We start from the raw sequence: 23,223 nt of genomic DNA on the forward strand, positions 1-23,223 counted from the left end.
GCTACCAACAATTTGGATATTCCCATGAGCGATGATCATCATTTGCCCACCGCTACGGCTGTGTCGCGATCCTACCGCAATACACTCAGCATGATCGTTTCCGCCGATCAAAATCTTGCTGCCGCCGAGCAGGAGGGAGTCATGGCGATTTACGCGGACCCGGATAAGGATCGCTCCGTCCTGTTGCCAACGGTGCGCCAGAAGAGACAAGTGATTGACTTCGTTCGCTGCTCTTATCTGGGTCTCGACAATCATCCGCTCATCCTGGAAGGCGCAATAGAGGCGGTGCAGCGATACAAGGCGCTCCATTGGTCCTGCGCTAGAACAAGGCTTAATTTCAGCTTGCTGGGCGAACTGGAAGAAGCGCTCTCCGACTTGTTTGCGGCACGGGTTATAACCTACACGACCGTCCTCGCCGCGAATATGGGAGCCCTACCGCTCCTCGCCTCCGGATACCTTACTGAGAACAAAAGACCGGCGGTCGTTTTCGACCGATTGGCACATGCGACGCTTGCGTTTCACAAGCCAGTCCTGGCCGATGAAACACCGGTCGAAACGATTGCTCATAACGATCTGAACGCACTTGAAGATATTTGCCGGCGCAACGATCGCGTAGCCTATGTGTGCGATGGCGTCTATTCCATGGGCGGCAGCGCGCCGATTGCAGACCTCCTAGCACTCCAGGATCGGTACGGCCTGTTTCTTTATATCGACGATGCCCATGGCATTTCCCTGTTCGGGAAGTCTGGGGAGGGATTTGTACGATCCCAAGTCGGCGCAGCCCTTGGCGAGCGTACAATCGTTGCCGCATCGCTCGGCAAAGGCTTTGGAGCATCGGGCGGCTTGCTAATGCTCGGCACTGCTCGGCAGGAAGAATTGTTCCGGCGCTTCTCGATCGCCTACGCCTTTTCCGCGTCGCTTAATTTAGCGGCAATCGGTGCTGCCATGGCGTCTCAGGCGCTGCACCGCACCGATGAGATCAAGTTGCGCCAGGAGGCGCTTGCGGATCGGCTAGCTGTTTTCGACAGGATGGTTGCCAGCGAACAGGCAGGCTCAAAGCTACCAATCCGCACCATAGAGTTCGGCGACGAAATACAATCCATTCGTGCCGCGGCCCATATTCTCGACAAAGGCTTCTACACCTCGGCGATCTTCTTTCCCACAGTCGCAAAGGGCAAGGCCGGTTTGCGGGTCTGCCCTACCGCCAGGCACAGCATTCGGGAAATTGAAGGGTTGGGAGGAGCGATCAACGAGGCGCTCGCCGAACGAGGAGCAAATCCATGATCGACTCAGTCGGCGTCATTCTGAATGACACCCCCGAAATTAGCCGAAGGGCCAACTTAAAGGCCGATGAGATCGATATGCCGAAATATATCGCCCAAGCCAACGTCCCCTTACCTGATTCCGATATATGGCTTGAGCAGATTTGTCGACACGCTGCCGAGCTATGCCCCTCAATAATCTCCGACCTGCGAGAAAAAAGGTTCGAATGCGAGCAAGGACACGCGATTAGCAGCACCATGGATAATTTTGCTGAGAGGGCGTGCTCGCAAATCTGGTTTGGTAGCCGATCTGCAGTTACCGAAGGAGCTGTCAGGTTTCTGAACTTTGGCGACGGTTGCGCCATCATACGGCCGACCAACGACGGTTTATTTGTTCGCATTTTCGCCCGAGACCTCGTCATTTTTTACGGAATTCGAACGCTTCTGGAAGGTACTCTCTCGAAACTCGCGGCCATCTCCAATGAGGCAATCGAGTGGTTCCCTGCTGAATGTGAACCGCTTCGCTTGCCTTCACATAGACCGCTCGGCGCCTTCCTGGAATTGGTGAAGGCATCCCGGAACTCGGACAAATAGCGCCGATTGAGCGAGCTGGAAGGACAGGGTTCAAAGTGCCCTTACCGCGACCCGGAAACACTACCCCGAGAAAGGTTTCGTAATGGCGCTGAAATACAGAATACATCCGAGTTTGCTTCTCATCCTCGTGCCGATGGCCGTGACAACGCTGACACTCTGTATCACTGGATGGCAGTGGCAGGATTTGGCGATCGGCATGCCAGCAAGAATCGCCTATTGGTTCTTGCGAGCGGATCCTCTTCCCGATCTCCTTCTCGGACCTATAGCCTCACTTCTGACGGTTTCGGCGTTGCCGCTGCATCGCCGCCTGCCGATCGCTTTTGCGAGCCTTCTTTGCTTTTTATGCGTGGCGGGCTTTTACATCTTGCGGGAATATGGCCGTCTGGTTCCATGGGTGGAGAATGGCGTCGTCATATGGAGCGAGGCGCTCACTTATCTCGACACCTTTGCGGTTGCCGGGACCATTGTCGGATTTGGTATTGTCGCAATCTCCGCGCGCATCTCGATCGTCGTTTCCGATCCGATCAAGCGCGCCAAGCGCGGCATTTTCGGCGATGCCGATTGGCTGCCCATGCCGGAAGTGGCTAAGCTCTTCCCTTCGGACGGAGAGATCGTTATCGGCGAGCGCTACCGCGTCGACCATGATCGCGTGCATAAGTTGGCTTTTGATCCGAATGATCACGGAACTTGGGGGCAAGGTGGCAAGGCGCCACTCATGACCTTCAATCAGAATTTCGATTCCACCCATATGTTATTCTTCGCAGGCTCCGGCGGCTTCAAGACGACCAGCAATGTCATTCCGACAGCGCTGCGCTACAAGGGGCCGCTGATCTGTCTCGATCCATCAACTGAGGTCGCGCCGATAGTTCTCGAACATCGTGCCCATGCGCTCGGTCGCGAAGTCATGGTACTCGACCCCACCAATCCAGTCACGGGTTTCAACGTTCTTGATGGGATCGAGCGATCGACACGTAAGGAAGAGGACATCGTTGGGATCGCCCACATGCTTTTGTCGGAGAGCCTACGCTTCGACACCTCGACTGGCTCCTATTTCCAGAACCAGGCGCACAATCTGCTAACTGGGCTTCTAGCACATGTGATGTTATCGCCGGATTATGCCGGCCGCCGCAACCTGCGTAGCCTGCGCCTGATCGTTTCCGAGCCAGAACCTTCGGTGCTTGCCATGCTGCGCGACATCCAGGAAAATTCCACGTCCGCGTTTATCCGCGAGACGCTCGGCGTCTTCACCAATATGACGGAGCAGACCTTCTCCGGTGTATATTCGACCGCATCCAAGGATACGCAATGGCTGTCGCTCGACAATTATGCCGCACTGGTCTGCGGTAATGCGTTTAAATCGAGCGACATCGCTTCCGGACGGAAGGATGTCTTCCTCAACATCCCTGCATCGATCCTGCGTTCCTATCCAGGAATTGGCCGGGTGATCAGCGGGTCGCTGATCAATGCCATGATCAGGGCTGACGGCGACTTCCGCCGCCGCGCGCTCTTCATGCTCGACGAGGTCGATCTGCTGGGTTACATGCGTATTCTTGAAGAAGCGCGCGACCGCGGGCGTAAGTATGGCATCACACTGATGTTGATGTACCAATCCGTCGGCCAGCTCGAGCGTCATTTCGGAAAGGACGGAGCGACCTCCTGGATTGAAGGCTGCGCTTTCACGTCCTACGCCGCCATCAAGGCGCTCGATACAGCACGCAATGTCTCCGCCCTATGCGGAGACATGACGGTCGAAGTCCGGGGACGTTCGCGCAACCTCGGCTGGAGCAATTCCAATAGTAGTGCCCGCAAATCCGAAAGCCTTAGTTTCCAACGCCGACCGCTGATCATGCCGCACGAAATCACGCAGTCGATGCGCAAGGATGAGCAGATCATCATTGTCCAGGGCCACAGTCCCATTCGCTGCGGACGAGCAATCTATTTCCGTCGCAAGGGGTTGGATGAGGCGGCAAAGTTCAATCGTTTTGCGAAGTTCTAGGCTTTGGCGACGAAGCTGAAGCCTAGCGGATTCTAGCCGAGAGGAAAAGTCGACAGCCAGTATTTGAAATTGGCGGACCAATTGGGCAGCAACTATCCGTCCCAAAGCGCAATGTTTGCGACGGCATATAACGGTATGCGCTTTTAACTTAAATGTGAGCGCAATGAATGGCCCGCGGCTTTTGTGATGGACTAAAATAGGTTTCTGGCTCTGAGTCAGAACTTCTGCTTTGCCCGCTTCGGCATAAAAACAGGTTCGGATATTGACGAGTGCTTCGGCGACGGGAGCACCATCCTGTTGCGTCGCTTTCCGCTTTACCCGCCTAACCCACGCTGTCTGCCGTCCGGCTTATCCAGCCATACATGCCGAACGTCTCAGGCCTGCAGCCTCCCGTTAATAGATCAGGGTGCAGCCGGGCGATGATCGACGGGGCATTTGCCTCCGCTGCGTCAACCGTCCGCCCGTCCAGGCCGGGCGCACCCCTGTCGCGCACTACGCTCAGCAACGCCTTGGCAAAATTGCAGCACACCATTTCTTCATACAGCCGCCTGGTGTCGGCTGCGCCGACGACAGGATTTGTCGGCTTCTTGCCCCCGCTTTATGCAGCAGGAAGCTTCGCCGGACGGAAGCGTCCGACGGCTCGGTCATCCCGCCCCCGGACGGCGGTCGGCGAAAGTGAGGTTCAATTGTCTTGCCCTGTTCTTCTCGATCCAACTCCTTCTTTGCTCTGCCGGCTTTTACCGGCTTCCTCGCTGCCACGAGGAGATCTGACTTCTGCATGGGCATCGTCCTGTTGTCGTTGCCTTCTTCGGATCTACCGCTCGCGCGGCCAATGCGGACCTCCCCGGGTAAGGTGCGGTGAATGTCCCGCCGCTCCCATTTCCATTACCGCTCCGACCTCAGTTGGATTTTGGCCGTCTCGTTCAGAGGCACCCTCACCCGATCGGCTCGGCCAGTTCAGGACTTCACTTTCATTCCGTGCTGCGGTTCCCTCGGGCTTCTTCCCCACACGGCCTCGCGGCGCCAGGAGGAGAACGTCTTTCGCCATTTCCTCTCATGCGTGCGGGTGCATCTGGCTCACGATTGCGACCGACTCGCTTCGCGAAGGGCTGTCACCTCCAATTCAGTGCCCACGCCGAGTAGGCGGGGTCGTTACTGAGCCCTGCCCCACACAGATCCGGACGTGTAGATTTCCCGCATCCGGTTCCTCACAGTCCAGTTTCGCTCAAGGACGGCTCCGCTGATGTACGATCTGAGTTGAAGGCAGGGGAAATCGGTCAAGGAGCTGCGCTATCCGGGTCCTTTCGGCCTTCGGATCGGCTGTGGCACGAGAGCCAACTTTTCCAGATGCGCGCCATCTCAGAAGCCGTCCGTTGCCGTGATCCCGTAATAGGCATAGTGGCCTTGCATCATCCGGGTCAGATGTCGGTGCTGAGCGGATATCTAACTTTCGCGCTTTGGCGATCGTCATGCAAATCCTTGAAATGAAGCAGGAATAAGACCACTTCCGCCAGAGCCCCATCGTTACAGCCTACTTCCTCCATCCCCTTTATTTGGTTCCTCATTTGGTTCTTGCGGGTCGGCTGTGAACGCGTCCTTGAAGCTCAACCGACCACTATAAGCATATTTTCTCTGGATTTAAGATAGAAGCTCGTATAGACACCCGCGACAATCGCCTACATTTTAGGCCCCAATAACATTGTCCGAGACTATGATTCAAAGAGGAAGCCGATATGACTAAGAGTGCTCTGATTACCGGAGTGAACGGGCAGGATGGAGCGTATCTAGCGCAGCACTTGCTCTCGCTCGGTTATCGCGTAATCGGAGGCATGCGTAGGTCTTCGACGCCAAACTTCTGGCGATTGGATGAGCTCGGTATTACAAGACAGATCGAATTCGTTCCCCTGGATGTTAGTGATGCCTCAAACTGCACCGACATCGTTCGCCGGTACAAGCCAAGAGAGGTTTACAATCTTGCCGCGCAAAGCTTTGTGGAGGCATCCTTTCATCAGCCTTATTATACGCTGGAAGCGGACGGCAGTGGTCCTCTGAATCTGCTTGAGTCAATCCGTGTCGCGTCCCCAGATTCTCGATTTTATCAAGCGTCTACATCTGAACTGTACGGCAAGGTTCAAGAAATTCCTCAGACGGAAAGCACGCCATTTTACCCACGCAGCCCTTATGCGGCTGCGAAATTGTATGGCCATTGGATTACGGTGAATCACCGTGAAGCATACGGTATGCATGCATCGTCTGGCATTCTTTTCAACCATGAAAGCCCGCTCCGCGGGCCTGAATTCGTTACGCGCAAGATAACAATGACGTTAGCCTCCATCGCGCATGGCCACACAGATTGCTTGATGCTTGGTAACATCAATGCCAAGCGTGACTGGGGATTTGCAGGCGACTATGTAAAGGGCATGTACCTCATGCTGCAGCAATCCAGCCCTGGAGATTTTGTGCTAGCGACCAACGAGACGCACACCGTTCGGGAGTTCGCAACAATTGCCGCATCGCATATGGGAATTGATCTCATTTGGGACGGAGAAGGGCTCAAGGAGATCGGCGTCGATCGGAAAACGGGCGCTACGGTTGTCAAAATTGATGAGCGGTTCTTCCGTCCGTCCGAAGTTGACCTGCTCCTCGGAAATCCGCAGAAGGCAAACGCGGCATTCGGTTGGAGTCCATCGACCAGTTTCGGTGAGCTCGTCGAAATGATGGCTAAGGCGGACTACGACCGTGTCGCGCGCGGCGTACTGCAATAAGACTCGGAGAAGGCTCATGACGGATAATCGCAAAGTATATAGCGTCGAGGGTAAGAAGATTTGGGTAGCTGGCTCAACCGGCATGGTGGGGAGCGCCGTAGTTGATACGCTCAAGGAACGTGACTGCGAAATCATCACGTCAACTTCGAAAGATCTAAACCTGATTAATCAGCATGACGTTCAGGATTTCCTGAGCGACCGTAAGCCGGATTGCATTATTCTGGCGGCGGCAAAGGTTGGCGGCATATTGGCCAACGATAGCTATCCGGCAGAGTTCCTCTACGAAAACCTTATGATTGAGTCGAATATCATTGGAGCGGCAAACGGGCTAGGCGTAGAGAAACTGTTATTTCTGGGTTCGTCTTGCATATATCCCAAACACGCTCCGCAACCTATAACGGAGGACTCTTTGCTCACTGGTTCGCTTGAACCGACGAATCAGTGGTATGCAATAGCGAAAATCGCGGGTCTGATGATGTGTGACGCTTTCAGGCGTCAATATGGACGTAGCTATATTTCTGCTATGCCGACAAATCTGTACGGCCCAAGAGATAACTTCCACCTCCAAAACAGCCATGTGATACCGGGAATGATGCATCGCTTCCACAATGCGAAGGCTTCAGGGCAGCGCAGCCTCGAAATATGGGGATCAGGCAAGCCGCTCCGGGAATTTATGCACGTCCATGATTTGGCTCAAGCAGCAATATTTCTGCTGGAGCATTACGACGATGAGGGGCCCGTCAATATTGGAACGGGTCGCGAAGTCTCGATCAGTGAACTTGCTCTTATGGTGAAGGAAGTAGTCGGCTTTGACGGTGAGATCGTCTACAATACCAACAGGCCCGACGGTACGCCGAGGAAACTTCTAAGCAACGAGAAGCTCATGAAGCTTGGTTATGAACCAAAAATCAAGCTGGAGGACGGCTTAAGGAGCACGTACCAGTGGTTCCTCGACAATATCAACGCTTTGCGAATTGGATGATCGCGTGAGCGGATTCCACCAACAGTCCGTGTTAATCCTCGGCTTGAATAGCCAAGATGGTTGTTATCTTGCCCATGCGCTGTCTCAGAACGGAGCGAAGGTGGTTGGTACGGTAAGATCAGCAAAGGACTCACTGGCGCGCATTCAAGCGGCAGGACTACTTGATGTTGCAGGAATTGGCATCGAGGTCCTCGATGTCGCCGTAGGCTGTGAAAATCGATTGAAAGAATTGCTTCGCTCGACGAAGTTTGATGCGATCTACAACTTCCTCGGACAAAGCTCAGTGGGAAACTCTTTCGGCCGGGCGCCCGAGACTTTACTGACAAACAGCTGGTTTGTGTCGCAGTTAATAGAAGCTGTTTCGCAGATCGCACCTGATGCACGCCTTTATCTTGCCTCCAGCAGCGAGATCTTTGGTCCTGGCAGCAAGGATAAAGTATTTACCGAGAAGAGTTGTTTTGACGCCCGATCCCCATACGCTATTTCGAAGGCCGATGTGGTTTGGCAGGCACGGAATGCTCGCGCGCAGGCCGATATTTTCGCTAGCGTGGGTATAACATGTAATCACGAATCCCCTCTCCGTGCCCGAAACTTTGTAATCCCGAAGCTGATTTCTGGCTTGATTGAGAGGAAGGAAAAGGGCGTTGACACCCCAATTGAACTTGGCTGTGTGAACGTTGTACGCGATTGGAGCTTCGCGGGGGACATCATCAACGCGATTATCAGATGTGTGCATCATCACGAAGCAGATGATTTTATATTCGCGTCCGGAGTATCAAGTCGGCTGTCTGATGTAGTAACAATAATAGCGGAAATTTTGGGCTGGTCTATCGAGTGGGAAATTCACGGCGAAGAACAACTATTGATCGACAGCGCCACGGGAAAGCCGCTCCTGCGAGGAAGCACCAATCCTGTTCGCCAGTTTGATGCACTGTATGTCGGCGTGGATCCGAGACATGCCCAGCAAACCCTGAACTGGAAAACGCAACTGACACTGACGTCTCTTCTCGAGTTTCTGGTCGATTCCGCGCGCGAGGTGGCTGAGGGCCGTCGGCCAAAGCTTGCGCCACCTAGCTTCCAGTTCTATGTGTAGTGCTATGCTTCTAAACTATGTTTTTGCTAAAGAGACTGGCATCGTCTTTTCGCGGGATGTGCTTGCAGCGGAATCTCAACAGCGCGTTTTTGCAACAGTTGATAGTTCATCGCCGGTCTTTGTGATTACGGATCCCAATGTGGATCGATTGTATGGCGACAAAATTTCGGCACGGCTTTCACGGGAGGGTTTTCAGAGCCACCGGTTTGTCGCGCCGCATGGCGAAGTCGCGAAGTCTATTAAGGTGTACGATGATGCCGTATCATTTTGCATCGAGAAAGGCGTTAACCGGCAGTCAACAATCGTTGCGTTCGGCGGCGGCGTCGTTGGGAACCTCGCAGGGATGCTCGCAGCAACGATATATCGAGGAATAAACTTCATAAATATTCCGACGACACTGCTCAACCAAACCGATGCTGCGATTGATTTCAAACAAGCCCTCAATACATCACGCGGAAAAAATCTCATCGGCATGTACTATCCTCCAAGCGCTGTACTAGTTGATACAGCGTTTCTCCAAACCCTGGATAAGCGCTATTTGATTGACGGTATGGCCGAGGGCCTCAAGCACGGACTTTGCCATGATAAGGAATTCATTTTTGAGTTTTCGACAAGGTTCCGCACATTTGATGATTCCGTCTTTCTTGACTGGTTCGTTCAGCGCTCGGTGGAAAACAAAATCAAGACCATGGGGTCCAGCGGAAAAAGCCTCGCGCAGGAAGCAATAAAGCAATACGGCCATAGCATCGGACATGCCATTGAGCATCTCAACTATCCCGATTGTCTGCACGGTGAATCTATTGCCATTGGCATGGTTTGCAGTGCGATAATAGCCGATCTGCTTGGCGTCGCACCCGCATCGCTCATAGATTTCCATCGCAAACTTTTTAAGAGCGTCGGATTACCAACATACGTTCCCTCGGCCAGGCAAATACCTGAAATCCTGGATGTGATGAAGGTTGACAAATATAATCTAAACGGATTGCCTACAATGGGACTTATTCGCGATATTGGAGCCATGGCGGCTGCACCCAATCCAAGCGGTTTCAGCATTACATGGGATCTTGTCGAAAAAGCATTGCTACTTAATGTTGACCCGAGCGAAAATGGTTCTTGATGGAGGTCCTTTCCTTGCGGTGATCGTTCCCACGTTCAACCGTCAAGAGATGCTCGAAAGCTGCCTTAAGTTATTGGCGCAGCAAACTTTCACTCAATTTCTTGTTATAGTTGTGGATGCGGCCCAGTCGGCCACTGCGCAAGAGCTGTGTGCCCGTTCTGGTATCGCCAAATATCTGCCCGTTTCCTCGGAAAACTTTTGGACGGGGTCGATAAATGCAGGCATAACCGCGGCTCTGCAATCGCGGTGCACGCATGTGTTGCTGCTAAATGATGATAGCTGGTATTCGAACAACTTTCTTGAAAGCCTCGTACAAGCGGCGTTTCGGGGCGCAGATATTGTAGCTCCGCGTGTTGTGCTACGCGAAACAGATACTGTATTTTGTGATGGCGGTTTATTTTACCAGGCTGGGCCACACATCTATCAATGCAATCGCTTCTTACAAAGTCGCCCCCAATTCACCGAAGATGTATACACGAACGGATTATTAGCCGATTCCAATTGTGGCAATGGCGTGCTTTTCTCCAGGGCGACATTGGAAAAGAACATGCCGTTTGATGAAAAAAATTGCCCTCAGTACCACGGCGATAGCGAATTCACTCATCGTTGTGTGCGGAATGGAGCGACGCTTCGTATATACCCCTCGATAGAAATTCAAACCGAATACGGCAGCCACTTTAAGAAGATGCACGATTTTGGCGCAACCGTAAGACGCGATGACGCATCGAAATCAGAGCTCCGAAAGATCCTGAACTTATTTTGCCGCTTTTATGCGCTAAAGAACGACCCAAGGGGGCTGGTTTACTGGCCATCGCTGAGAACTGCCGTGGGCTTCAACTCAGGGGTTCTTAACAGTATATCGGCAAGGATTTCATTGTATTATTTAACTTTTCTTGCGGCGGCAACTGAGGGGGACGAAATGTTTCACTTCTGTCGGAAACACCAAGTCGAGGCTATGCGTGAAAAATACTCGCATATTTCATCGCGGCTCTTTTGGTCAGTTAGCAAGATATTTGAGAAATACGTTCTCAAAAACTTTGACGAGCAAATCCCACAATGACGTTGATTCATAGTATATACCGGATTTTTCGAATGGAACTAACTACTACTTCGTAGTCGAACTCGCAAATCTTAAGGGGTGAACTCAACCGTGCGTGTGACGTATTCGACCTATCCCTGGGCATACGAGACTCCTGGCGGAGGGGAGGCCCAAATCGAAGCCTACGTTCGCTGGTGTGATCGGAGTCGCGTGAGTATTTCTCGACACAACCCATGGCAGCGCCAGTTCGACTCCACGGATATCTTGCACCACTTCAGCTGCATTTCCGGAAGTCAGTATATTATGAGCTATGCTGCCTCTCGGGGGGTGCCCGTCGTTCTTTCATCCAGTCTCTGGCTGGAGGAGGAGTCGCTAAAAAATTATCCTCTTCCTGATATAGAACAAATACTCGGCTTTGCGGATGTCGTTGTTACTAACTCAATCTCTGAGCAGTCTATGCTCGATCGGTTCTTTCCGGGCGTCGGTGCAAAGTGTAGGCCTGTTTATAACGGAGTTGATCTCGATATTATTGATCACGGCGTCATATCCGATGAGGTATATGCATGGGGCAAACAGCTACCTGATCGATTTGTCCTTTGTGTAGGGAATATAGAACCTAGAAAAAACCAGCTCCTCTTGGCGCAGGCGATGGAAGGACTCGATATCCCGTTAGTCCTTCTGGGACATATTCGCGACCAAAAATACTGGGCGCGGGTTCAAGAGGCTGCAAAGTGCGAACTTAGGTATCTAGGTGGTTTTCCTTTTCAAGCGCCTGAAATATATCTCGCGATGCGCAAGTCCACGGTTTTTGCAATGCCGAGCACGCTGGAGACGCCGAGCTTGGCTGCACTCGAGGCGGCCGCCTTAGGTGTCAAACGCATTGTGATTACCTCGATCGGCAGCGCTTTTGAATACTTCGGTGATCGGGTGCTTTACGTCAATCCGGCATCGGTAGAGGATATCCGCAACGGGCTTGTCTCGTCACTCGCAACCGAGGGGAATTCAATGCTCCGGGATCATGTTCGAACTAACTTCGGCTGGGCGAAGGTGTGCGAACACTTGGTAGGCGTATATACAGAACTACAGCAAACGACGGCCTCACTATGACGGTTATTCGTGTCGTAGCACGGGATATCCGTGAGCATGATGCTGTGGGACGTTTTGCACTCCACACCGCTCGTCGGCTTAATGAACTCGGAGCGCGAGCAGTCTGCTACGCCGAAAACACGGTGTTTCCTGATTCATTGGTGCGGCCAATCCAGCGTCTGGGTGTCGATCTGGCTCCCGAGGATCAAATCCTCTTCCACTTCTCCACTTTTGATCCCGTATTAGAAGAGATATTGTCTTATCCGCTTCGCAAACATTGTTACGTTCACAATATTACTGATCCCGCCTATTTCAGGGAATGGAACCCGTCCGAATACGGGAACGTTCTACTCGGATATGGACAGTTCCGGCTTCTCGGTGGCTTTGACAGTCTTGCAGCGAACTCAATGTTCACAGCTGACGTGGTAAAAGAGCATGTCCCTTCAGAACCAAAGGCGGAAATTGAGCTAGTTCCCCCGATTGCTGATATTCGGTCATGGAAAAACATGACATCGCATCGACCTGCCATAAACCTGAACCCCGCAGAGCCTCTCCTGTTGTTTGTTGGGCGCAGAGCTCCAAACAAAAATATAAGCCGCCTCCTTAGGGTTGTTGCTCGACTGCAAGAAAGACAGCCACAATTTAATCTCGCGTTTGTGGGTAGAGCGGTTGTTGAAGCGTATGAGGATGATATCCGGAGCACCATCGCATCTAGTGGTTCGGCAAAGCAAAAATGGCATGTCTTCAATGAAGTATCGGACGCTGAGCTCCGTTGGCTATACGAACGGGCATGCGCTTTCGTCACGTTTTCGACGCATGAAGGGTTTTGTATCCCCGTGGCCGATGCCTTTTATTTCGATCTTCCTGTCTATGGCTATGCTCAGCCGGCGGTCAACGAGCTTTGCGTTCGTGCGGGGGGGAACTATCGACTAACCGAACTAGACGACGACGGATTGGTTGCGCGAGATCTTGACGCGTTTCTGGAACGTCATGCAGAGATCGAAAAAAAACCGTTCACAAACAATGTTCCGCGAAGAGTTGAGGAGTATTGCAATGGGAACAGGGTAGACCGGTGGCTATCGGGAATTATGTCCTTGCAAGAGCGCACGGTCGATTGAGATGGACTTGGATATCTAATAGCGATGAAAGATAAATTACGAATTGCCGTTGAATGCTACCATCTTCTCGCCCGCGAAAAAGGCGCGGGCGGCGCGGGGGAATACATCCATGGGCTGCTTGAGCTGCTGCAGCACAAGTCTGATCTCACTATAATATGCAGTGAAAGCAACTACGAATCACTACTGTATTACAGCAGCGCCAATTGCATCAAACTTGCAGAGCTGACTTCGGAATCGGTTAATAAGATTTTGGAAACAGCTGACATATTCTATGATCCGTTAAATGGAATGCACGTACCCAATGTGCGAACGGATCGCCCCGTCGTATGTTCGATTTACGATCTGCAACACTCGGTTCACCCAGAATTTCTCGGCCCTGAAATGGTTGCCGCTCGAGATGTCGCATATGGGTTCGCGATCGAGCGTTGTGACAAAGTTGTGACCCTCACCGATGCTGAGGTTCGCAATTTTCGGCATTACTGGGGTGCCTCGAATGTCGATTATGTCTATCTGGCGCCGTATACATGGTACCATTACAGGCCGGCCGCTAATCAGCAGGTTCTGCAGGCCGATTTTAACAGTGGCGCTGGATACATAATTTACCCGGCAATCCCATGGCCCCACAAGAACCATACATCCCTTATTCAGGCCTATTCCCTGTTATTTGAATCTCTGGGGCCGGAAAATTGCCCGCATTTGGTTCTAACGGGCGCTGATCACTCCTTGTCTGAATCACTACCGGCGCTACAGTCGTTGCAAGACCGAGAGGTTCGAAAATATATCCACGCGTTGGGCTTTGTTAGCTCCGAACACCTAGCATCGCTCATGAAGAATGCAAAGGCCATGGTATTTCCTTCCTTATATGAGGGGTTCGGTATTCCAGTAGTGGAGGCATTGCAGTTTCGAACACCCGTCATCTGCAGTCCGCTCCCGGCACTGGAGGAAATTTGCGGACAGAGTGTAGCTTATTTCAGGGATCCGAAGGATCCCCAGAAAATCTCTGAAGATATTGCCGTGGTCCTGTCGAATCCATTGCGGGGAGGGAAATCGCCGTTTAGTCGCGAACGTGTGTTAGACGATGCGCTTGCCCTATTTATGCGTGTCGTAGAGGACTTTTCGGTCAACAAGCAGCCGGAATCCTTGGCTTTTCGCATGGCTCTTGCCGAGGATGTCGCCACGTTACACCATCCCTCTCCGGCTCCTGAATATGTGCCCGCTCGCGTATTGAAGAAGGAGATTTCCGGCGGCGTCATCGACGCTATTTTTGCCGGAGACGTGATCGATTTGCCCCACCTAGTGGAATTCGCCAAGCTTTCGGTAAGCCCAGGGAAACAAACGCCGTTTCATGTGATTATCAATCCGTCGGCGAGCACGATCGATTGGCGGAAAGTGCAGATCGCTATCGCCCATTTGCAGCTGAGATCTCATCAACATTCGGCAGCGCCAACTGAGGCCGCATTCATTTTTGGCGTTCAGCATGAAATCGATACAATATCGCTCGCCTCGCCATCTGCACTTAAACATAGTGAGCCTCCGAGCGTGATAGTCTATCGAAACGCTTCGAGCTTCGACGAAAGAAACCAAGTCCTGGTGATATGACCATGCCCAGCAAAATTGCCGTTATTACTCCTGTGAGGAACCGCCGTGAAAAGTCGTTGCGCTTTTTGGATGTTCTTTATTCGCAAATCAATGTTGATCTCTCAGTTTATATTGTCGACTCCAATTCGACTGACGGTACCGCCGATGGTATTTTGGAGAAATATCCAACTACCACGATTGTGCGGGCAACGGACGATGACTACTGGACCGGGGCTACCAACAGAGGCATCCAGCAGGCCCTCGATGAGGGTGCAGACAAGATTCTGACCATCAATGATGATGCCATTATAGATAATTCGTTTGTGGGCGAGTTGGACCGCATATCGAATAAATATTCGACAATGATCCTGGCCGCTCGGCAAGACTTTGAACATGACCGTGGATTAATTTGGTCGATTGGGGCTTACCATGACTGGAATAAAATGAATCTATTTCAGTTACGGTTCCACAACATGAGATTTGAAGAGCTTCCGCAGGAAGTGAAGGGTCGCGATATTATTGAGGTAGATTTCGCGGCGGGCAATGGCGTTCTCATCGACCGAGCTGTATTTGAGAGGATTGGATTGTATGATGAGGTGAATTATCCTCATTATCATGCGGACTCTGAGTTCCTACTAAGAGCGCGAGCGAATGGGGTCCCTAGTTACGCGACTGTTCACGCGCCTATACTCTACAATGACATTTCGGATCATCTTCGGAAGCACGAGCAGGACGAGCGAGCGCGGCGTGAAATACAGTCTTCACCGCCTAGCGAACTGGACCGTTTCAAGTTGCTTTTGGAATCCTACCTGGCGCTTCGTGGCTCAATAAAAAGCAACTTCTATGGCCCAACGGTCAAGCATCACATCTGCAATTATGGCGGCGGTGGTGACGCTGAATATCTAAGGAATAGCGTTATTCTGTTGGATCAGTTATTGGAGGCCGATAGTCCTCTTCGCAACGTAACTCTCGACACGGCCATTAAATGGCTGAAGGAGGGTATAGTTTGAGCGCGGTCTGTCAAATAGGCTTCGTCTATTAGGCTGAGATTTTCCGCGAATTTCAGAGCTAATTCTGGCTCATCTGCCTGAAGATCTTCGAGAAAAGCTCTTCAGAAATTTCACTCCAGTTGGCCGGCTTGATTTCATGCGTACCTGGCTCCAGCGGCGATAACTCCATGACATGCCTCATACGCGTCACCAGCTCATGTACAGAATTCGGATTGAAATAGATCCCCGATTTTCCCATGATCGATCGGAATACTGGAATATCGGAACAAATAACGTGATTTCCGAGCGCCGCACCTTCTATCAATGGCAGACCGAAGCCCTCAGCGAAGGAGGAAACAATTAAGCCGAGGCTCCTTGTTAGAACATAGCGGATCTCAAAATCTGATGGAAAATGTAGAAAATGAAGATGTTGCGGGTACTTGTGCAACAGTTCTTGCAGCTTAAGAAATTCGAAATCACAGTGCCATCCGAATTTTCCCATAACTATAAGCTTAAAGGGCTTGCCTTCTTGCGCCAGAATTTCGACGGCGCTTAAGACACTCGCGAGATTCTTGCGGGGCTCGATTGTCGATAACCACGAAAACACTGGCTGGTTTGCACAGGTTATCGCTTCCCAAATGGGTCGCCGGACTTGCAGTAGATCGCCGATGGGGACAGGTAGAAAATCTGTCCCCAATTTGAAGTGGTCGATTCGCGGACGCGCTTCCGCAGTGTCATCCAGCAACAATAAACTTTCGATGGATTCGATAGAGTCTTGAGAGTTGGTCAAGATCAGATCAGATCGACGAGCAATGATTTCGAAGTATTTCCGAAAAAGAACCGCCATTTCCGCCTCGAAGTAAGCCGGACTCGTCATAGGAAGCACATCAGGCAGGAATGTCGCCATAAACTTCATTCTCCGACCCCAACGGGCAATCTGGCGAGCCTTTTTCTCCGAGAAGTCGAGTGTGAGATCGAGATTGAAAAAGCCAAATTCGCCCGAAACCTCCAACGGGTTCCCGTCAGTATCGGCAAAATGGTATTGCCCCTCGGCATCCAAAAAGCCCAGAATTACATTGGCAGAAAATCTCTCTGGGATGGTAGAAATGATATTTTGCACCACCCGATGAACACCGGAGTAAGTCACGCGACGCTTGATTTCAGAAATATCGCAAATCAGCAATGGCATTCACTCAATCTCCGGAACGTGCGGGAGGCTGACAAAGCCCGCCCGTATCTTGCTGATAAACGATGTGGCAAATTGCGCTTCCAGTGGACGAAATGCTGGCAAATCGTTCAGGTCTGAACGGAAAAAATAGCCAAACCTCTCGGGTAGATCCACATTGGCCTGAAAGAATTTCAGGTAAAACTCCTCCATGGACCTGTCATCCTCCAGTGTTATTGCATTCGGCACCTGCGCGTCCGAAGTAAGAACGAGCAAATGATTTGCATGGTGAACCGCTAGAAATTCAAGGATCAATCTCAACCGGTTAGCGCTGACCAACTTCAAAAGATCAAGTCTCGCCACTAACACGTGTGAAGCATAGCCACCGTATCTGGTCGCCGCTGACGTTGCACAGCCCCATAGCTTCGGTGCGCCATAGTACACGTTTATTCCTCGCAAGGCTGACTGGAGTACACCTGCTTTCCACTCCATGGCGCGATCCTGGGGCCAAACAACCGTAAATTCGACCTCCCGATCGATAGAAGCCCTGAATCGTGTTATTTCCTGCGCAACTACGTCAAATCCATAGGTGTCACCGCCAACCAACACCACACGGAGGTCTTGAGATGCGGCATCCATGCGAACGAAATCAACAACGGGACTTGCGAAACGTTGCGGCTCTAGTGTCGCGTCTTCAATCACTTGAAAAAGTGACCTTCTGGATTCTTCAGGGGTATAGTTCAGACTATTCTGCCTACCTTCTTCCAGAATGCCGCGCGACAGAGGAGTCTCCAAAAGAGCGATAATGTCGTCGGCGATCGCACGACTGTCTTGCGCATCGCTGAAAAAGTGCCCGCTCTCGCCAAGGACTTCAACAGAAACGGCGTTCCTCGCCGCGATCACCGGTGCACCCAGTCTCTGCGCCTCTATTAGAGGCAATCCGAACCCTTCATAGAGGGAGACGAAGGGCACAAGCTGGCAGTTGCGATAGAGTTCGACTTTCGTAATCTCATCAACAAAACCCAATTGCACAATGTCGTTGGCGAAAGGCGACGCTCCGCGCCTTTCCTCTATCAAACTAAAATCTGTATCGCGCTGGTAACCCCCACTGAGGACGAGTTGTAGAGGTGTTGCACGAGAGGACTTCACAAAATCAAAAGCTTCGTACAATCGAAAGTGATTTTTATGTGCCCAATTAAGAGCGGGGTAAAATAGGAACGGCTTAACTGGAATTATACCATTGACAATTCTTTCGAGGGAACCAATGGCATTGAATTGCTCAGAGATGTTCGTATGAAGGCGCAAGCAACGGACATTGGCCGTTGGGTAGAGCCGCAAAATCGCATTTCTCTGCGCCTCTGATATAGTTATCACAACATCTGAATGCGCGACCGTGCGCTGAAAATCAACGTCGCGTTGATTTCGTATATGGCTTGGTAAGAACTGCGGAGCATCCTTGTGTTGGACATCAAGAATGATTCCAAATATCAAACACTCATGCGGAATTGGTGGCGTATCGAGGTTTCCGTTTGTGAGCGAAAAGTAGAAATCTGGTTTCCAACGGAGCAGTGTATTATCCGACGTCTCTACCAGATAATCGACGCCAGGAATGTTCCCGAACGCTTCTTTGTCAAAATTGGAGCTGACCAAAAGTTTGGTGTCGTAGCGAGCCGCAATTTCTTTCGCGATCCAGCTAAAGACCCAAAACGCGCCGCCTGATCCTGATTGCGGTGTACGGGCCTCGCGCAAATCAACAACTGCTCGATATAGACTGCGAGGTTCTGTAGGCAAAATTCTCACTCCAAACGCAAAGGGGAATTGCGCGCATTAGGAGCGCCGCAATTGAACTAGAAATCGCGACGCTATTAATTAAACCCCACGCTCAGCTGACGTTAGCCAACGTTGTTATGCATGAGCCAATCTCTTCCGGAGATTCTTCCCGCTGCGGGCGATAGTAGGAAAACAATCAGTGCGGCAACATCCGTCGGAGAGTTCATCTGTCGCATCTCAATATGGTCCTCAACGTATTTCCGATAGACCTCTGGAGAGACGTCCTTTTTTCGTGCGAGTTTTTCGATATCGAGCTGCGTCATCTCGGTCTCGACCCACCCCGGACAGACAGCGTTCACAGTGATTTTTCTTGTGCCAAGTTCTTTGGCCCAAGTTTTTGTCAATCCTATCAGTGCAAACTTGGTCGCGCAGTATGCGCCGAAGTCCGCACGACCCTCGATACCGAGCTGGGAGGATATGTTCACAATACGACCGCCATCCGCAATCATCGGCAAAAGTAGTCGAGTAAGGTGAAATACCCCCGTCAAATTGGTGTTGATCACACGATCAAATGTGTCGCGGCGCGAATCAGCAAGGCTTTCTTGCTCACAAATGGCTGCGTTGTTGACCAAGCCGAAGAACGGACCCTCGAGTGTCCTAGGAAATCCACTGTCATTCTCTGCTATTAAGCTTTGATCGTATTCATGGACGATCACATGTGGATGATTCAAATGTCCTGCAGATGACGTGGGGTTTTGATGCGATCGCACAAGAGCATGCACCTCGTAACCTGCTTCTATCAACGCAGCAGTTGTCGCCTTGCCAATCCCGCGGTTTGCTCCGGTTACCACGATCCGCTTTAACCGCTTGGAACTCACATAAGTACTCCAAAAATTAGGAAGAGGCTTGCGAGGATATCTCCGTCGGCTATGCCAACTGTAAAGAATCCAGCGCAACTTCGACCTGCGTTAACCGAACTCGGCGTTAGAGATACACTATTTAGCTCGATGAAATATTGACAATATTGCCGTGCTCCAACGTAATTGTCTTGTTACAAAACCGCTCGATTAAACTTTGGTCATGCGACGCAAGCATAAGAATGCTTGCATCGTTGACAAATTTATCAAGGCGAGCGCGCATCTTCTGAATGAATCCGGCATCACCTGCACCAATACCTTCGTCAATCAGCAAAATGTCCGGCTTGATTGAAGTCGATATTGCAAATGATAAGCGAGCAAACATCCCCGCCGAATAAGTTCTCAGTGGCAAATTGATAAAGTCACCCAACTCCGTGAACTCAACGATTTCGTCAATCCGCTCTGAGATTTGTTTCGCACTAAGGCCCAGCACGTATCCGCGAAGGTAAATATTCTCGATTCCACTTGAATCCGGATCCATACCGGCACTCGGATCAATCAGTGTTCCAATGTTTCCAACTGTTCGAACTGTGCCACTCGTCGGTCTATACAGCTCCGCAAGCACCCGCAACAAAGTGGACTTTCCGGATCCGTTATGGCCAATCAAGCCGATGCGCTCGCCGTCGAATACCTCAAGGCTAATCTGATTCAAGGCGCGAACTTGAACGTGATCGCCCTTAGCCGAGCTGATACGCCCCCCCGTGGCTTGCGAGAGAATGCGTTTTTTCAAAGAGCGCGAATTTGTCCCGTAGACGTTAAACTCGACACTGAGATTCGTAATAGATATATGCGGCATCCACAGTATCCTTAGACCCAGTAGGGAAGGCGTCCATATGCCCTCCGATAAACAACAAGAGCCGCAAAGCTACCCGCGACAGCCATTACACTGCAGACAATCCACGACGTGTATTCCGGGGTTTCCCCAAGCAAAGGCGCCCGGACGATTTCCAATAAATGATAGGCCGGATTGAGGTCTATTACTGCCGGCCGCTTCGGAAACTGCCGGACTGACCAAAAAACAGGTGTAACAAAGAATACGATTTGTATCACGCTATTGATCAACTGCGGGATATCTCTGTACCTCGTCGAAAACAGCGCGGCGAGAAGCGATAGCCATGCAAGGTTAAGCAAGAAAAGCAAAAAGCCGGGTATAAAGAGAAGATAGTTATAGTTCAGGGAGTGTCGAAAATAGATAAAAACTAGCACATAGATCACCATGTTATGCGCCAGGACAATCGTGTTCCGTGCAAACGCTCTATAAAAATGAACTATGAGTGGCATAGGAACATTTCTTATGTATCCCTCACGTTCAATGAAAGCCACACACCCCTCTGTGATCATTGACGAGAGAAATGTCCAATAGATTAAGCCGGTCGCAACATAAGGCACGAAATCAGTCAAGTCCCGACCAAACAAACTGCCAAAGACCACGGATAAAGACCCAATCATCACGCCGGTACTTAGTGTTATCCAAAATGGCCCCAATAGAGATCGACGGAAACGTTGCCTAATATCGTGAAGGGCAAATTTGAGCCAAAGATCGCGTTTCAGAAATCCGACTAGAAGATCATGTTGCGCCAGAGCCGCCATGTTTTCTCCGCTTACAATCCGCTCAGGCTCCGGATTTCCTGCGTCGGAATTTACAGACGGCCTTTCATCTTGTGCACCTATTAAAGTTGTCAAACTCTACGTCTCCATCGTCAGCGATCCGAGCGCCTGCTTATCAAAAGAACATGGCCGAATCTAGGGCTTGTTGAGATTCATCGAGAGTTTATGACAGCAGCGTAGGCATAGATCATTGTGGAGAAATTTCTGTCGGTTTTATCGCTTCAAACGGCGATGGTGTTGAACTCCTTGGGCTTGCAGAAGAAGTTTTCGATCAAGCGGCGCCATTTATAGACTCCCCTGTCGATTTCGATGGGCTTCTTGCGTTTGGAGCGCTGGGAAATGATGATCCAGTTGGTGTAGAATGCCTTATCGGCAGGGATCGCATTGAAATCGGTCCCTTCGATCAGAGCAGCCACGCTGATCGTGTCGTATAACGCTAGCCAGGCAGGAGATGGAACCGCACAGGTTCAACAGCATCGGTCAAGGCGAGGTTTTGGTTGTCCAGCCGCTTTTCGGTTGTCCGATCGCCTGATTTTGAGTCCTCCTTTTGCGCCGTGTCCATGGCGATGAACCGGAACAATCGTCGCGTCGATCATGGCACATTCCATGTCAGGATCATCCGAGACGGCTTCGAATATCCGCTCGAATACGCCCTTCCTCGACCAGTCGTCAAAGCGTTTGAATACCGTATTCCAGTTGCCGAAGCCTTCCGGCAATTCCCGCCAAGGGCTGTTGGTACGCGCTTTCCAAAGAACCGCCTCAAGAAAGAGGCGGTTATCGCCGCCACTGCGGCCGGGATCGCTGTCCTTGCCGAGGCAATGCGGAGCAATCTTCTCCCACTGGCTATCCGTCAACACAGTCCGAATCATCTCAAACTCCTCAAAAGGAGTTTGAATCATCCTTCGCCCCAAATGGAAATCCTGAATCTCAACAAGCCTTGGCCTGGGAGTCTTGCACTGTAATTCTCCGACGTACCTGATCTTCACAAACGCATGGCGAACTGGAATGTCGGCTGGGTGCTCCATCTCGTCATTGCGCGTCGATGATCGGAACCAGACGTTGCATCATCCTGTCCAAGCGCGCGTTCCAACTGAAATTTGCCAGATCTGGGTGACTCAATGCTATCGGTTCGGGAGGGGACGCGAGTATTGTTGTTACCGCCTCCACCATCTCTTGCGGGGTATCAATGATGCTAATTTGCTCTGCCAAGTCTGACAAAGCTGCTATTCTCGTCCCTACTACGGGCTTGCCAGCCGCAAGGTACTCATACAGCTTCATCGGGAATACTCCCGACATATAACCGGATGTTAGATTAGGGAGTAGAGCGACATCAACCCCACGCAGGTAATCAGGCAAGACATCATATGTTTTGTAGCCTAGGAAATGTACATTCGACCGCTCCGCCAAACGAGCAATAATCGGATTAGCTTGGCGTTCTGGTTCTTCGCCTATGAACACCCAATTCCAATCTGGACTTAATTGGACGCATTTTTCGATAAAATTGAGATCCAGCTTATAGTCTGAAAGCACACCTACATAACAGAGTTTCGGACCGATTATGCGCCCCAGGTCATCCGGAATTGAGCCCTTTTGCCGGGCTTGGGCAAAGTGCTCGATGTCCGCCACGTTTCTCTCATAGATTGCTCGCGATCCAGCGATTCTTGCGCAATGATCCTGCAAATATGGGCTTGTTGTAAACACCAAATCCGCCCGAGCTAACAGATCATCTTCCATCATTCTAAAGATGGCGGCGTCTACACCAGGAATTGCTGCCAGATCGTCGACGCAGTGATAGACCATTGCGGCCGCGGGAATGGTTTCGATAATGCCGCTAACATAAGGATGATAAGTCCATATAACTATATCTCCCACAGAACTTTGAGAGCACCAATTCTCTATTGCTCGGCGCAAAAGCCAACCATTTAGCGTCCTGACGATCGCAAATCTGTGACCGAGCGGAACTGTGAGCGGCGAATGAACCCATAGGTTTCCGCGCCTTTCGGTCGGCGGCGAAAAACCCCGCCGCAGCCTGGCTAATATTCGCTTGATATCCTGGACATTTCCTCTTGGGGGCCGAATTCCAGGAGATTCGATATAGAGAACCCGGTGACCTCTTTCGGCAAGGCCTTTCGCTACATGTTGCT

18 protein-coding genes and 1 pseudogene are annotated in these 23,223 nt (G+C 51.3%); 12 read left to right on the top strand and 7 right to left on the bottom strand.

Going from position 1 to position 23,223, the window contains the following annotated elements:
- Nucleotides 1-24 precede the first annotated feature (24 nt).
- The 12 genes from AC13RM_RS11690 (at nt 25) to AC13RM_RS11745 (ending at nt 15,640) form a co-directional block, all read left to right on the top strand.
- Nucleotides 25-1,284: an 8-amino-7-oxononanoate synthase family protein gene (locus AC13RM_RS11690; RefSeq protein WP_488555008.1), complete on the top strand. Its 1,260-nt coding sequence runs from the start codon at nt 25-27 to the stop codon at nt 1,282-1,284.
- Nucleotides 1,281-1,856, top strand: a complete 576-nt coding sequence (rctB, locus tag AC13RM_RS11695) for an SMa0974 family conjugal transfer regulator (protein WP_488555009.1) — start codon at nt 1,281-1,283, stop codon at nt 1,854-1,856. The genes AC13RM_RS11690 and rctB overlap by 4 nt, the downstream gene beginning before the upstream one ends.
- Before the next feature lie 82 nt (nt 1,857-1,938).
- Nucleotides 1,939-3,852: a Ti-type conjugative transfer system protein TraG gene (traG, locus tag AC13RM_RS11700; protein ID WP_488555010.1), complete on the top strand. Its 1,914-nt coding sequence runs from the start codon at nt 1,939-1,941 to the stop codon at nt 3,850-3,852.
- A gap of 1,733 nt (nt 3,853-5,585) precedes the next feature.
- Complete coding sequence (gene gmd / locus AC13RM_RS11705) at nt 5,586-6,617, top strand: GDP-mannose 4,6-dehydratase (RefSeq protein WP_488555011.1); 1,032 nt, start codon at nt 5,586-5,588, stop codon at nt 6,615-6,617.
- 16 nt (nt 6,618-6,633) lie between these two features.
- Nucleotides 6,634-7,599 (top strand): GDP-L-fucose synthase family protein, encoded by a 966-nt coding sequence (locus tag AC13RM_RS11710; protein ID WP_488555012.1) that lies wholly within the window; start codon nt 6,634-6,636, stop codon nt 7,597-7,599.
- A gap of 4 nt (nt 7,600-7,603) precedes the next feature.
- A complete protein-coding gene (locus AC13RM_RS11715; protein ID WP_488555013.1) occupies nt 7,604-8,692 on the top strand; it encodes a GDP-mannose 4,6-dehydratase in 1,089 nt (362 codons plus the stop codon).
- Between the two features lie 4 nt (nt 8,693-8,696).
- Nucleotides 8,697-9,809, top strand: a complete 1,113-nt coding sequence (locus AC13RM_RS11720; protein ID WP_488555014.1) for an iron-containing alcohol dehydrogenase — start codon at nt 8,697-8,699, stop codon at nt 9,807-9,809.
- Nucleotides 9,799-10,869, top strand: a complete 1,071-nt coding sequence (locus tag AC13RM_RS11725; protein WP_488555015.1) for a glycosyltransferase — start codon at nt 9,799-9,801, stop codon at nt 10,867-10,869. The genes AC13RM_RS11720 and AC13RM_RS11725 overlap by 11 nt, the downstream gene beginning before the upstream one ends.
- A 282-nt stretch (nt 10,870-11,151) precedes the next feature.
- Nucleotides 11,152-11,955 carry a glycosyltransferase gene (locus AC13RM_RS11730; protein WP_488555016.1) on the top strand — a complete coding sequence of 268 codons (804 nt, stop codon included), beginning with the start codon at nt 11,152-11,154 and terminating at the stop codon, nt 11,953-11,955.
- Nucleotides 11,952-13,052 carry a glycosyltransferase gene (locus tag AC13RM_RS11735; RefSeq protein WP_488555017.1) on the top strand — a complete coding sequence of 367 codons (1,101 nt, stop codon included), beginning with the start codon at nt 11,952-11,954 and terminating at the stop codon, nt 13,050-13,052. The genes AC13RM_RS11730 and AC13RM_RS11735 overlap by 4 nt, the downstream gene beginning before the upstream one ends.
- A gap of 24 nt (nt 13,053-13,076) precedes the next feature.
- Nucleotides 13,077-14,651 (top strand): glycosyltransferase family 4 protein, encoded by a 1,575-nt coding sequence (locus tag AC13RM_RS11740; RefSeq protein WP_488555018.1) that lies wholly within the window; start codon nt 13,077-13,079, stop codon nt 14,649-14,651.
- 2 nt (nt 14,652-14,653) lie between these two features.
- A complete protein-coding gene (locus AC13RM_RS11745; RefSeq protein ID WP_488555019.1) occupies nt 14,654-15,640 on the top strand; it encodes a glycosyltransferase family 2 protein in 987 nt (328 codons plus the stop codon).
- A gap of 58 nt (nt 15,641-15,698) precedes the next feature.
- Here AC13RM_RS11745 and AC13RM_RS11750 read toward each other — a convergent pair whose 3' ends face one another.
- From AC13RM_RS11750 to AC13RM_RS11780, 7 genes and pseudogenes are all read right to left on the bottom strand, one after another.
- Nucleotides 15,699-16,808: a glycosyltransferase gene (locus tag AC13RM_RS11750; RefSeq protein WP_488555020.1), complete on the bottom strand. Its 1,110-nt coding sequence runs from the start codon at nt 16,806-16,808 to the stop codon at nt 15,699-15,701.
- Complete coding sequence (locus tag AC13RM_RS11755) at nt 16,809-18,533, bottom strand: glycosyltransferase (RefSeq protein ID WP_488555021.1); 1,725 nt, start codon at nt 18,531-18,533, stop codon at nt 16,809-16,811.
- A 143-nt stretch (nt 18,534-18,676) separates the two neighbouring features.
- Entirely contained in the window at nt 18,677-19,432 is a 756-nt protein-coding gene (locus AC13RM_RS11760; protein ID WP_488555022.1) for an SDR family NAD(P)-dependent oxidoreductase, read from the bottom strand.
- Nucleotides 19,433-19,553: 121 nt separating this feature from the next.
- Entirely contained in the window at nt 19,554-20,267 is a 714-nt protein-coding gene (locus AC13RM_RS11765) for an ABC transporter ATP-binding protein (protein WP_488555023.1), read from the bottom strand.
- An 11-nt stretch (nt 20,268-20,278) separates the two neighbouring features.
- Nucleotides 20,279-21,154 carry an ABC transporter permease gene (locus AC13RM_RS11770; protein WP_488555024.1) on the bottom strand — a complete coding sequence of 292 codons (876 nt, stop codon included), beginning with the start codon at nt 21,152-21,154 and terminating at the stop codon, nt 20,279-20,281.
- Nucleotides 21,155-21,231: 77 nt separating this feature from the next.
- Nucleotides 21,232-21,948, bottom strand: a pseudogene (locus AC13RM_RS11775) (IS5 family transposase).
- A gap of 160 nt (nt 21,949-22,108) precedes the next feature.
- Entirely contained in the window at nt 22,109-22,879 is a 771-nt protein-coding gene (locus tag AC13RM_RS11780) for a glycosyltransferase (RefSeq protein WP_488555025.1), read from the bottom strand.
- Nucleotides 22,880-23,223: the final 344 nt, after the last annotated feature.

It is taken from the genome of Martinezella sp. CNPSo 3732 (assembly GCF_057784515.1).

Excerpts from the sequence above, each read along its gene's own strand:
- AC13RM_RS11710 (WP_488555012.1), top strand. The coding sequence starts at position 6,634 with ATGACGGATAATCGCAAAGTATATAGCGTCGAGGGTAAGAAGATTTGG.
- AC13RM_RS11735 (WP_488555017.1), top strand. The coding sequence starts at position 11,952 with ATGACGGTTATTCGTGTCGTAGCACGGGATATCCGTGAGCATGATGCT.
- AC13RM_RS11720 (WP_488555014.1), top strand. The coding sequence starts at position 8,697 with ATGCTTCTAAACTATGTTTTTGCTAAAGAGACTGGCATCGTCTTTTCG.
- AC13RM_RS11740 (WP_488555018.1), top strand. The coding sequence starts at position 13,077 with ATGAAAGATAAATTACGAATTGCCGTTGAATGCTACCATCTTCTCGCC.
- AC13RM_RS11725 (WP_488555015.1), top strand. The coding sequence starts at position 9,799 with ATGGTTCTTGATGGAGGTCCTTTCCTTGCGGTGATCGTTCCCACGTTC.
- gmd (WP_488555011.1), top strand. The coding sequence starts at position 5,586 with ATGACTAAGAGTGCTCTGATTACCGGAGTGAACGGGCAGGATGGAGCG.
- AC13RM_RS11750 (WP_488555020.1), bottom strand. The coding sequence starts at position 16,808 with ATGCCATTGCTGATTTGCGATATTTCTGAAATCAAGCGTCGCGTGACT.
- AC13RM_RS11690 (WP_488555008.1), top strand. The coding sequence starts at position 25 with ATGAGCGATGATCATCATTTGCCCACCGCTACGGCTGTGTCGCGATCC.
- AC13RM_RS11730 (WP_488555016.1), top strand. The coding sequence starts at position 11,152 with ATGAGCTATGCTGCCTCTCGGGGGGTGCCCGTCGTTCTTTCATCCAGT.
- AC13RM_RS11780 (WP_488555025.1), bottom strand. The coding sequence starts at position 22,879 with ATGGTCTATCACTGCGTCGACGATCTGGCAGCAATTCCTGGTGTAGAC.
- AC13RM_RS11745 (WP_488555019.1), top strand. The coding sequence starts at position 14,654 with ATGCCCAGCAAAATTGCCGTTATTACTCCTGTGAGGAACCGCCGTGAA.
- rctB (WP_488555009.1), top strand. The coding sequence starts at position 1,281 with ATGATCGACTCAGTCGGCGTCATTCTGAATGACACCCCCGAAATTAGC.
- traG (WP_488555010.1), top strand. The coding sequence starts at position 1,939 with ATGGCGCTGAAATACAGAATACATCCGAGTTTGCTTCTCATCCTCGTG.
- AC13RM_RS11765 (WP_488555023.1), bottom strand. The coding sequence starts at position 20,267 with ATGCCGCATATATCTATTACGAATCTCAGTGTCGAGTTTAACGTCTAC.